Raw genomic sequence first — 10,355 nt, 5'->3', positions numbered from 1 at the left:
GTTGTCCTCTTTCGTGGGTCTTGAAACGACGGTGAAGGAAACCGCCTACCGTGACAACGAGTCTCTTGGGACCCATAGACGTTTTTCGTGCGCCGCTTCACCCAGCTGGGTTTCCCGGTGCCGCTGTACTGCGGGGGAGCCCGGGGTTGAGCGTTGAGGGGCTGCCGCGTCACGTGGTGTTGGCGCTCCCGGGTGGGGGCGGGCAGTGGCGTATCTACGACCCGGCGGTGGGGAGCGTGTTCGAGTTGGGGGAGCGGGAGCTGTTGACCAGCCCGGGTGAGAGCCTGGGGGGGTGGAGCCACCTGTGGGCGGCGCTGCTGCCGGTCCCGGTGTAGATGGCGCCGCTCCCGGTGCCGGTGGGGCCAGGTGGTTGGCCTGTCCGGTGGAGAGCGGCAGAGGTAGGAAAGTCATCCCCTGTGGGGGAGGTAAAGGAGAAAGATGAACCGCGCAGAGGTTGCTGAGCTGATCGACCACACCCTGCTCAAGCCGGAGGCGAGCGTCCAGGCGGTGGACGCCCTGGTGGCGGAGGCCCGCGAGCTGGGCTGCTACTCGGTGTGCGTGAGCCCGAACAAGCTGCCCTTGGACCGGCAGGCGTTGGGGGCGGTGAAGGTGGCGACGGTGTGTGGCTTCCCGTCGGGCGCCCACGACTCGCGGGTGAAGGCGCTGGAGGCGCAGCTTGCGTGCGAGGCGGGCGTGGACGAGGTGGACATGGTTATTGACGTCTCGCGCGCCGTGGCGGGCGACTACGACTACGTGCGCCAGGACATCGCGGCGGTGCGGGCGGCGTGCCCGGCACCGGTGGTGTTGAAGGTGATCATCGAGTCTGCGGCCCTGAGCGATGAGGCGATTGTGGAGTGCTGCAAGGCGGCGGAGGCTGCCGGCGCGGACTTCGTGAAGACTTCCACGGGCTTCCACCCGGCCGGCGGAGCGTCGGTGCACGCGGTGGAGCTGATGGCCGCCACGGTGGGGGGCCGCCTGGGGGTGAAGGCTTCCGGTGGTATCCGCACGGCCGAGGCGGCGCAGGCGATGATCGCTGCGGGCGCCACCCGGCTGGGGTTGAGCGCGTCTGCGGCGATCCTGGCGGAGCTGGACTGACCCGGACGCTGGGCGCGGGCGGCCACTGACCGGGCCGCCCGCGCACCTGAGGGGCGGCAGGTGAACCTGCCGTCCCTCAGTCAACCGGCGCCTAGAGTCCCAGCCGGGTGCCAAGGACGCCCGGCGCCGAGTCAGATGCCCAGCACCGCGCGCATCTCTTCCTTCAACCGCGCCAGGCGGGCCGCCGCGGCCTCCTTGGCCGGGGCCAGGGAGTCCTGGCCGTCCACGTCCTGGATCACCTCCAGGTAGCACTTCAGCTTGGGCTCGGTGCCGGAGGGGCGCACGATCACGCGGTCGTCGGCTGCGGTGAGTAGCACCATGCCGTTGGTGGGCGGCAGGTCGAAGCGCGCCCACCCGTCGGCCAGGTCAACCACCTCGACCACGGGGGAGCCGGCCAGCTGGGCCGGCGGGTTGGCGCGCAGGTTGGCCATGCCGGTGCGGATCAGGGCCAGGTCATCGACGCGGATGGAGAGGGGAGCGGTGGCGTGCAGGCCGTGGCGCAGCGCCAGTCCGTCTAGCAGCGCGCGCAGGTCGCTGCCGGCGGCCTTCTGGGAGGCGGCGAGCGCGGCCAGGCTGACGCAGGCGGACACGCCGTCCTTGTCGCGCACCTGGGCGGGGTCCACGCAGTAGCCCAGCGCCTCCTCGTAGCCAAAAGCCAGCCCGGGCACGCGGGAGATCCACTTGAAACCGGTCAGGGTGGTGGCGTGGCCCAGCCCGTGGGACGCGGCGATCTTGCCCAGCAGGCGGGAGCTGACCACGGAGCAGGCCAGCACGCTGCGCTCGGGCGCGGCGCCCACCTCGCCACCGGCGGCCGTGGCCTTGGCGACGTCGCCGGCCCCCAGGGACCGGGCGGCGCTGACCAGGCGGGCGGTCTGCTCACCCAACAGGCAACCCACCTCGTCGCCGGTGAGCTGCTCCCAGCCGCCGCCGGGCAGTGGCACGGCGGCGCTGCAGCGGTCCGCGTCCGGGTCGTTGGCCAGGATCAGGTCTGCCCCCACGCGCTCGGCCAGTGCGAACGCCAGGTCCAGGGCGCCCGGCTCCTCCGGGTTCGGGAAGGCGACGGTCGGGAAGTCGGGGTCCGGCTGGGCCTGCTCGGCCACCTCGTGCACGTCCGTGAAACCGGCCGCCGCCAGGGCCTGGCGGGCGGTCCACGAGCCCACCCCGTGCATGGAGGTCAGCACGATCCTCAGGTTGCCGGCCTGAGAGGGGCCCACCTTGGTGGTGGGAAGTGCGGCCACGCGGCTCAGGTAGCGCGCCACTACAGCGTCGTCCACCTCCTGCCAACCGGACTGCGCACGCGGCACGTCCACCGCAGCGGGGGCGGCCTCGATCTGCGCCGCGATCAGGGCGTCGTAGGGGGGCACGATCTGGGCGCCCTGCCCGGCGTCGGTGACGGCGCGCCCACCCAGGTAGACCTTGTAGCCGTTGTCCTGAGGCGGGTTGTGGGAGGCGGTGACCATCACGCCGGCGTCCGCGTCCAGGGCGGCGGTGGCGAACGCCAACACGGGGGTGGGCAGTACGCGCGGCATCAGCCAGGCCCGCCCGCCGGCCGCAGTGACCACCGCGGCGGTGTCGCGGGCGAAATCGCTGGAGCCGTGGCGGGCGTCGTACCCGATCACCACCACGGGCTCCTCACCCACCGCCTCGCGCAGGTAGGCCATCAGACCGGCGGCGGCGCGAATGACCACGGCCCGGTTCATGCGGTTGGGCCCGCCCCCGATCGCCCCGCGCAGGCCGGCCGTGCCGAACTGCAAGGTGCCGTCGAAGCGGCTGGCCAGGTCGGAAAGCGCGGCGGCGTCCCCGCCCTCTGCGGCGCTCAACAGTTCGGTGAGCTCCGCCTGCGTGGCGGGATCGACGTCCGCAGCGATCCAGTCCTTAACAACCTGAAAGTCCATCACTACCCCTCTTTTTGAAGCTCTGGCGATTCTAGGGCCGACGCGCCGCGTGGCGGGCAGGATCGGGCGCGCCCCGCTCCACCCTCTAGGGTGCCCTCTTTCGTTCAAACGCGCATCGCCGAGCGCGCCCTGGCGGCACAATGCGTGCATGAGCAACGTCGCCCCCGCCCCGGATTCTCCCCGCCCCTCCTCCACCCGACGTGGCTCGCGCGTCGTGATCGTGGGCGGTGGGCCCGGCGGCTACGAGGCCGCTTTGACCGCCGCCCGCCTGGGGGCCAGCGTCACCCTGATCGAGGAACGCGGCCTGGGAGGCGCGGCAGTCTTGACCGACGTGGTTCCCTCCAAGACCCTCATCGCCACCGCCGAGTGGCTCACCATCGCAGAACGCGCCGCCCACCTGGGCCTGCGGTTTGCGCACGCCGCTACTCCCGCCGCGCCCGGGATGGACGACGTTGCCGCGCGCGCCGCCGCGCCCAACGAGGCCGGCAAAGCGCAGGCCGGGTCGGCCCAACCGGTGGCGAGTGTGGACCTGCGCGCGCTGAATGAGCGGGTGCGGGCGCTGGCGCTGGAGCAGTCTGCGGACATCGAGGCTACGCTGCAGCGGGCCGGGGTGCGGGTGCTGCACGGGCGCGGCGCGCTGCTGCCAGCGACGGGGGAGGGCGGGCTGCGCACGGTGCGCGCCACCCTGCCCGACGGCGGCTACCTGGACTGCGAGGCCGAGTTCGTGCTGCTGGCCGTGGGGGCCAGGCCCCGCGAGCTGCCCGCCGGGCGGCCCGACGGCAAGCGCATCCTGACCTGGGCGCAGCTCTACAACCTGGAGGAGATGCCCGAGCACCTGGTGGTGATCGGTTCCGGCGTGACCGGCGTGGAACTGGCCAGCGCCTACCAACTACTGGGGGCCCGCGTGACGCTGGTGAGCTCCCGGCCCGGCGTGCTGCCGGGGCAGGAACCGGAGGCCGCCGCGCTGATCGAGCAGGAGCTGCGCGAGCGCGGGATGCAGGTGGTCACCTCCGCCCGGGCGGTGGCGGTGGAACTGACCGAGGACGGGGAGGGCGTGGCCGTGCGGCTCGAGGAAGGGCGGGTGCTGCCCGGCTCCCACTGCCTGGTCGCCGTGGGAGCCGTACCCAACACCTCCCGGCTGGGCCTGGAGAACGCCGGGGTGGAGCTGAGCCCGTCCGGGCACATCCAGGTGGATCGGGTATCGCGCACCACCGCCTTTCGCGTCTACGCCGCCGGGGACTGCACCGGGGTGCTGCCCTTGGCCTCGGTGGCGGCCATGCAGGGGCGCATCGCCATGTGGCACGCGCTGGGTGACGCGGTCGCCCCGCTGGACACCGGGGACGTTGCCGCCACCGTGTTCACCGCCCCGGAGATCGCCACCGTGGGCGTGCAGCCCCAGCAGGTCCACGAACAGGGGCTGGACTGCTTCATCTCCCGGCTGCCGCTGCCGCGCAACCCGCGTGCCAAGATGCTCGGCATCCAGACCGGCTTCCTGAAGCTGGTCATCTCTCGCCGCGATGGCCTGGTTGTGGGCGGGGTGATCGTGGGGCCGCGCGCCAGCGAACTGATCCTGCCCGTCGCGCTCGCGGTAAAGCAGCACCTGACGGCCGCCGACTTGGCGGGCATGATCAACGTCTACCCGTCCCTGTCCGGCTCGATAGTGGAGGCCGCCCGCGTGGTGGAGGACTGATTTGGCAGTTGGGGCCCTGCCGGATTACCTGACCCATCGTGTATTAGAAATGCTGTGTTGCCAGTAAGTGTTCGCGTAGCTGGGATGAGATCTTCTCGCCTGTAATGAGCCGGTGGTCGTGCGCTTGAAATTGTGCGCTTAATAGTAGTGTGAGTCGCGGGCCAGGAATTCGTTGAAGAGCGGGCGGCCGTAGCGGTCCAGATAAGAGCTTATGACGTCTTCTATGGATTCGTTGACAATGTATGAGAAGGCGTTCAAATCGCCGAGGCTGACGGATGTTCTAATCTTGGCGGGAACGATTTCGCCATCTGGTGATATGAGCGACGAGTAATCGGCGTCGATTTGGCGGTAGTCGTATCCAGTTTTCCTGTTTCGTCTCATGTTGATTGAGTCGAATGGGGAGAGGTTGTGCCTAAATCTATGCCGTGCCCCTATGAGTGAAACTAGGTACTTTTCTGCTAGGTCCAGATTAGGTGTGAATAGTGTGTAGTCGGGGTCGCTACTTCTTTCAATCGTGCCGACCTGGTACTCGCCTTCATGCAATGTTATGCGCGTGGAGACGCCGAACCTGTGGGAAATTCCGTATCCGCTCTCATATTCCACAATGGTGGTGTCTGGAGTGAGTGATTGCAAAAAACGGAGGAAGGTGTTAGTCAGTGCGAATGTCACCATACTGTGCTCCTTGATTTGTCTAGGAGTTCTGCGAAGGATACCTCTCTTCCTTTCGAGATGAACTGAATCTGTAGGGCGCCGCCAGGTTGGCCGAAGCCTGGTGTGGCGACTGAAACTTCGATAGCCCAATCCTTGGGGACCTCTACGAGGCGTATCTGATTGTATTCGTATTACAGATGGTAGCGCGGTACGGCGCGCGCCTCAAAGCTAAATACTCTTCCCTTCTCTACTGGGGAAAACCATTTGCCGGTACCTCCTCCGATCCGGTCGATCGTGTCTCCGTAGCGTCTGATGTACTCGTCTACGTTGAATGAGCGCTTGCTGCCTTCTATGAAGCATGGGTTTGGCCAGGCAACATCGTTCAAGTCGGGGCCCGTTCTATAGAGTAGTTCCCACTCTTGCGAGTTCTTGATCCGTCTGCCGAACCGGCGTCCGTAGGGGGATTTTGATGCTAGGAGGTCTCGGCCCTTGGTTCCTGGTTGGAGGGTCTTGCCTTTGACGTAGAGGTTCTTCCTGTTGGCGGCGATGCGTAAGCGCTGCCCGAACTTCAGCAATGCGTCGCGCGCACCGGGCGGGATGGTGCTTTTGGCGAAGGTTAAGAACGCGCCCTTCAGTCCACCAGCAGCTTTGAGTGCCCCACCAAAGTTCTTCAGGGCCTTGAGTGAGGAGACTGCGCCGCGTAGTCCGCCTAGGCCGATGCAGCCCAGGGCGGCGAAGCCCACGGAGAGGAGGGCTTCGCCCCAGCTCTTCTCACCGCCGATGGCTAGGCCGATGTTCGCTACGGCTTCTACGATGCCCGCGATTGCGGCGATGACTGCTAGTGCTGGGCCTAGTACGGGGATCCAGCACAGGGCCATGGCCAGGATCCCAGCGAACTGGGCGATTGCCTGAGCTAGGTCTGCGATCCAGCCCAGGAGCTTGGCGCCGTAGTCCTCCCACCGGCCATCATTGAGCCCATCGGTGGCGGTTGCCCGCTGGATAGCGTCAATAGCTGTCTGGGCGGCTTGGTCACGCTCCTGGACGGCGTTTTGGGCCACCTGGACTTGGTTATCAATCCGGTCTTGGGCCTCTACCGCCTCAGTCCCGGCGTTTTGGGCCAGGTTGGTGTAACGCACCCACTGGTCATGCCCATAGCCACTGTCATCGTCGGTATTCGCGTAGTCGTCGGCCAGGTCTTGGTAGTAGTGCTGGTTGTCGCGGGCCTCATCGCGTTCCCACTTGGCCTGCCTGGCCGCATACAAAGCATTCAGCGTGTCGGTCTGTACCCGGTCCAGCGCCGCCGAATACGTCTCCAATGCCTCCCGGCCGCGCGGTAGCGTCCTTCTGCTCTACCTATCCCATCGAGCAGGGTGTCGCGCTGCACTAGTAGCGCGGTGACACTCTCGGCCCGCGAGCTTGCCCCAGCTTCCAGCGCCCGCAGGTTGTCGGCGCAACGCTTGATCGCATCAGCCACACCCCGATACCGCTCCGCCCCGCTGCGCACCACCACCGGATCCCCCGGAGTCGGATCACCACCCAACCCCAGAGCACTCCAATCAGAGGGACGTGTACCCAACGAGAACGTCCAGTGGCTGACGTGCAGCCTCCCCGGTCGGCATATTCCGTCTAGAGGCCTTCGGCGAATCTATCGCAATGTGCGGGTGGGGGCCATGTGCACTGGTCACGCTGGGGATTGTGAGTGCCTGAGAGACCCCGCTAGGCGTTCGCGTCCCCGTTTGCCAGGTCGTGCACGCGGGAGACCACGAAGTCCACCGCCTCCTCGGGGGTGTCCACCAGTCGGATCAGGTCCAGGTCTGAGGCGGAGATGGTGCCGCGCCCCACCATCGTCTCCCGGATCCAGTCCAGCAGGCCGCCCCAGTAGCTGGAGTCGATCAACGCCAGGGGGAAGGAGCGCACCTTGTGGGTCTGCACCAGGGTGAGCGCCTCGAAGAGCTCGTCCAGGGTGCCAAACCCGCCCGGCAGGCACACGAAGCCCTGGGCGTATTTCACGAACATGGTCTTGCGGGCAAAGAAGTAGCGGAAGTTGATGCCCAGGTTGACGTAGTCGTTCAGACCCTGCTCGAAGGGAAGTTCGATTCCCAGGCCCACGGAGGTGCCACCGGCCTGGGCGGCGCCCTTGTTGCCGGCCTCCATGACGCCCGGCCCGCCGCCGGTAATCACCGCAAAGCCGCGCTCCACCAGCAGGGCGGCGGTTCGCTCGCCCATCTGATACTCGGGCGTGCCCGGGCCGGTGCGGGCCGAACCGAAGATGGAGATCGCCGGGCCCAGCTCCGCCAGCGCCCCGAAGCCTTCCACGAACTCGGCCTGGATCCGCATCACCCGCCACGGGTCCTTGTGGAGCCAATCGGTGTCGTCCGCAGAGGCAAGGAGGCGAGCATCCGTGGTCTCACTGGGAATGTGCGGGCCGCGCAGCAGCGTTGGGCCCTTGTGGTAGGTGGTCTTCTTGGACAACATCATGGTGCTACCTCCCTGTTCGGGGCCATCCTACGGGCGTTATCCGCAACGGGCCGCTGGTAAGCGGCGCTTTGGGGAATCACCAACTAGAATGGCTACAGCGTTTATTCAGCGCCGTAGCAAACGCAAGGAGAACCCATGGCAGCGATGAAGCCGCGCACCGGTGATGGTCCGCTTGAGGTAACCAAGGAAGGACGCAGCATCGTCATGCGTGTTCCGCTGGAAGGCGGAGGCCGCCTGGTGGTAGAGCTCTCCGCTGACGAGGCCAAGGAGCTGGCCACCTGCCTGCAGGGCGTCAACTGAGCTTCACCAAGAGACTGGGAGGGGCGGCCGCCGGCCGCCCCTCCCAGTCTTTTCGCCCGTGCAGCTAGCGCCGCACGGCCGCCAACAGGCCGTCGCCCACCGGCAGCAGGGTGGTCAGGAAGTCCTGGTCGTCCCGCAGGTGGCGCCCCAGCTCGCGGGCGGCCACGGTGGTCGCGTCGCGGCGCGCCGGGTCGGCCACCGCATCCCCGGCAAGGGCGTGCACAAAACACACCAGGCCGCCGGGGCGCAGCAGGCGCCTGGCGTGCTCCAGGTGCTCGGCGTGGTCACCCACGGAGGCGTCGATCACCACCGCGTCGTAGGCACGCGAGGCCATGCGCGGCAGCACGTCCAGCGGCTGCCCGCAGATCAGGCGCAGTCGCGTGGCCGGGTAGCCGGCGGTGGCCAGGACCTTCTTGGCGGCCTTGTGGAACTCCGCCTCCGGGTCGATGGAGGTGAGCACACCGTCGGCGGGCATGCCCGCCAGCAGCCACAGGGAACCCACGCCCGTGCCGGTGCCGATCTCTAGCACCGCCTTGGCGCCCCCGGCAGCCACCAGCAGGCGCAGGGCCGCGCCGGTGCCGGGGGAGATGGTCGGGGCGCCCAGCTCGTGGGCGCTCACGCGGCCCGCAGCGATCGCCTCGTCCTCCGTGACGAATTCTTCCGTGTAGGTCCACGACTGGGACTTATCCACTTTCGGCTGCCTTTCCTTCCTCGTCACTAACGCAGCGGGGTAACGCCAAGCGGGCGGCCGGACAGTCCCCGCGCCCGCTTGCCCAGCGTTGCGGCCACGTCTCGCAGGGCAGCGGCGGCAGCGTCGTCGGCGTCCTGACCGGCCAGGGGGTCACCCAGGTCACCGGAGCGGCGCAAATCAACGGACAAAGGAATCTGCGCCAGCAGCGGCACTTCGTAGCCAAGCTGCTCGCTCAGATGCTCGGAGACGGCCTGGCCGCCGCCGGCCCCGAAGATCTCCAGGCGCGTGCCGTCCTCCTGCTCCAGGTAGCTCATGTTCTCCACCACGCCCACCACGCGCTGGCGGGTCTGGGCGGCGATGGAGCCGGCGCGCTCGGCCACCTCGGCGGCCGCGAGCTGCGGGGTGGTCACCACCAGGATCTCCGCGTTGGGCAGGTACTGGGCGATAGAGATGGCCACGTCGCCGGTCCCCGGGGGCAGGTCCAGCAGCAGCACGTCCAGGTCACCCCAGTGCACGTCGCCCAGGAACTGCCCGATCGCGCGGTGCAGCATGGGGCCGCGCCACACCACCGGCTGGCCGTCCGGTACGAACATGCCGATCGAGATGACCTTCACGTCCTTCGCCACCGGCGGGATGATCGCGGTGTCAACCTTGGTGGGCGGGTGGTCCACGCCCAGCATGCGCGGGATGGAAAACCCGTAGATGTCAGCGTCCACCACGCCCACCTTCAATCCCTGCTTGGCCATCGCGGCCGCCAGGTTGGAGGTGACGGTGGACTTGCCCACCCCGCCCTTGCCGGAGGTGACCGCGTAGATGCGCGTCAGGTTGCCCGGCTTGGTGAACGGGATCTCCGGCTCGGGCGCGCCGCCGGTCAGCTTGGAGCGCAGCTCCGCCTTCTGCTCATCGCTCATGACGCCCATGCGGACATCAACGGCCTCGACGCCTTCTACTTGGCTCACGGCAGCTGCCGTGTCCTTGCTGATCTTGTCCCTCAGCGGGCAACCGGCAGTGGTGAGCAGGATGTGGACAGTCGCGATGCCCGCGCCGTCCACCTCCACGTTGTCCACCATGCCCAGTTCCGTGATTGGCCTGCGGATCTCGGGGTCGATGACCGTGGCCAGGGCGGCGTGGATTGCCTCCAGGAGGGCGTTTTCACTCATGGACAGCGATTTTACCTGGGCGGGTGGCCGACGTCGCCGCCAGTCGCCCGGCGCAAATTCGGCCTGTGTGAGTAGTGGCGCCACTGGGGCGGGGTGCGCGCGAGCAGTGGCGCCATTGGGTGCGCGCGAGCAGTGGCCCTGCCGGGGCGGGTTGTGAGGGAATAGCGCGCCGGACTCCAGCGACGCGCGACGGTGCCGGACTCCAGTGACGCGCGACGGTGCCGGGCTCCAGCGACGCGCGACGGTTCCCAGCTCAGGTGCGCGCACAGGACCCACGATGGGCTGAACCGGTCGACCTAGACCTTATGCACTCGACCTAGACCTTAGAGCGCTACGCATGGTCTAGGTCGAGTGCATAAGGTCTAGGCCGTTCAAAACTGAAACACTGCGGGGTG

General features: G+C 67.8%; 10 protein-coding genes. 4 read left to right on the top strand and 6 right to left on the bottom strand.

Features of this window, described 5'->3' with window-relative positions; translation table 11 throughout:
- Positions 1-146 precede the first annotated feature (146 nt).
- The gene (locus AC4PWQ_RS00920; RefSeq protein WP_492089503.1) at positions 147-335 is read left to right on the top strand and encodes a hypothetical protein; all 189 of its coding nucleotides are present in this window, start codon (positions 147-149) and stop codon (positions 333-335) included.
- A 103-nt stretch (positions 336-438) separates the two neighbouring features.
- Positions 439-1,095: a deoxyribose-phosphate aldolase gene (gene deoC, locus AC4PWQ_RS00915; protein WP_371152615.1), complete on the top strand. Its 657-nt coding sequence runs from the start codon at positions 439-441 to the stop codon at positions 1,093-1,095.
- 131 nt (positions 1,096-1,226) lie between these two features.
- Here the strand turns inward: deoC and AC4PWQ_RS00910 are convergent, their stop codons facing one another.
- Positions 1,227-2,990 carry a phospho-sugar mutase gene (locus tag AC4PWQ_RS00910; protein WP_371152614.1) on the bottom strand — a complete coding sequence of 588 codons (1,764 nt, stop codon included), beginning with the start codon at positions 2,988-2,990 and terminating at the stop codon, positions 1,227-1,229.
- A 148-nt stretch (positions 2,991-3,138) separates the two neighbouring features.
- Between AC4PWQ_RS00910 and AC4PWQ_RS00905 the strand changes: the two genes are divergently transcribed.
- On the top strand, positions 3,139-4,680 hold the full coding sequence (locus AC4PWQ_RS00905) for an NAD(P)H-quinone dehydrogenase (RefSeq protein ID WP_492089502.1): 1,542 nt from the start codon (positions 3,139-3,141) through the stop codon (positions 4,678-4,680).
- Positions 4,681-4,818: 138 nt separating this feature from the next.
- On the opposite strand, the gene AC4PWQ_RS00900 is transcribed toward AC4PWQ_RS00905, so the two are convergent.
- The 3 genes from AC4PWQ_RS00900 to AC4PWQ_RS00890 all read right to left on the bottom strand — a co-directional run bounded on the left by AC4PWQ_RS00900 (position 4,819) and on the right by AC4PWQ_RS00890 (position 7,809).
- On the bottom strand, positions 4,819-5,352 hold the full coding sequence (locus tag AC4PWQ_RS00900; protein WP_371152612.1) for an Imm61 family immunity protein: 534 nt from the start codon (positions 5,350-5,352) through the stop codon (positions 4,819-4,821).
- Between the two features lie 170 nt (positions 5,353-5,522).
- Positions 5,523-6,647, bottom strand: a complete 1,125-nt coding sequence (locus AC4PWQ_RS00895) for a hypothetical protein (protein ID WP_492089501.1) — start codon at positions 6,645-6,647, stop codon at positions 5,523-5,525.
- Between the two features lie 400 nt (positions 6,648-7,047).
- Positions 7,048-7,809, bottom strand: coding sequence for an LOG family protein (locus AC4PWQ_RS00890; RefSeq protein WP_371152610.1), 762 nt, complete (start codon positions 7,807-7,809; stop codon positions 7,048-7,050).
- 135 nt (positions 7,810-7,944) lie between these two features.
- On the opposite strand from AC4PWQ_RS00890, the gene AC4PWQ_RS00885 reads away from it, so the two are divergent.
- Positions 7,945-8,109, top strand: a complete 165-nt coding sequence (locus AC4PWQ_RS00885) for a DUF3117 domain-containing protein (protein WP_371152609.1) — start codon at positions 7,945-7,947, stop codon at positions 8,107-8,109.
- 64 nt (positions 8,110-8,173) lie between these two features.
- Here the strand turns inward: AC4PWQ_RS00885 and AC4PWQ_RS00880 are convergent, their stop codons facing one another.
- Together AC4PWQ_RS00880 and AC4PWQ_RS00875 are read right to left on the bottom strand one after the other, a co-directional pair.
- On the bottom strand, positions 8,174-8,800 hold the full coding sequence (locus tag AC4PWQ_RS00880; RefSeq protein ID WP_371152608.1) for an O-methyltransferase: 627 nt from the start codon (positions 8,798-8,800) through the stop codon (positions 8,174-8,176).
- Between the two features lie 26 nt (positions 8,801-8,826).
- Positions 8,827-9,960 (bottom strand): Mrp/NBP35 family ATP-binding protein, encoded by a 1,134-nt coding sequence (locus AC4PWQ_RS00875; protein ID WP_492089500.1) that lies wholly within the window; start codon positions 9,958-9,960, stop codon positions 8,827-8,829.
- Positions 9,961-10,355: the final 395 nt, after the last annotated feature.

It is taken from the genome of Buchananella sp. 103232 (assembly GCF_058725725.1).
The sequence above is the reverse complement of the archived record's forward strand: the minus strand, read 5'-3'. Positions and strand labels throughout refer to the sequence as shown.

Coding starts and splice junctions, on each gene's coding strand:
- AC4PWQ_RS00905 (WP_492089502.1), top strand. CDS start 3,139: ATGAGCAACGTCGCCCCCGCCCCGGATTCTCCCCGCCCCTCCTCCACC.
- AC4PWQ_RS00890 (WP_371152610.1), bottom strand. CDS start 7,809: ATGATGTTGTCCAAGAAGACCACCTACCACAAGGGCCCAACGCTGCTG.
- deoC (WP_371152615.1), top strand. CDS start 439: ATGAACCGCGCAGAGGTTGCTGAGCTGATCGACCACACCCTGCTCAAG.
- AC4PWQ_RS00885 (WP_371152609.1), top strand. CDS start 7,945: ATGGCAGCGATGAAGCCGCGCACCGGTGATGGTCCGCTTGAGGTAACC.
- AC4PWQ_RS00900 (WP_371152612.1), bottom strand. CDS start 5,352: ATGGTGACATTCGCACTGACTAACACCTTCCTCCGTTTTTTGCAATCA.
- AC4PWQ_RS00910 (WP_371152614.1), bottom strand. CDS start 2,990: ATGGACTTTCAGGTTGTTAAGGACTGGATCGCTGCGGACGTCGATCCC.
- AC4PWQ_RS00875 (WP_492089500.1), bottom strand. CDS start 9,960: ATGAGTGAAAACGCCCTCCTGGAGGCAATCCACGCCGCCCTGGCCACG.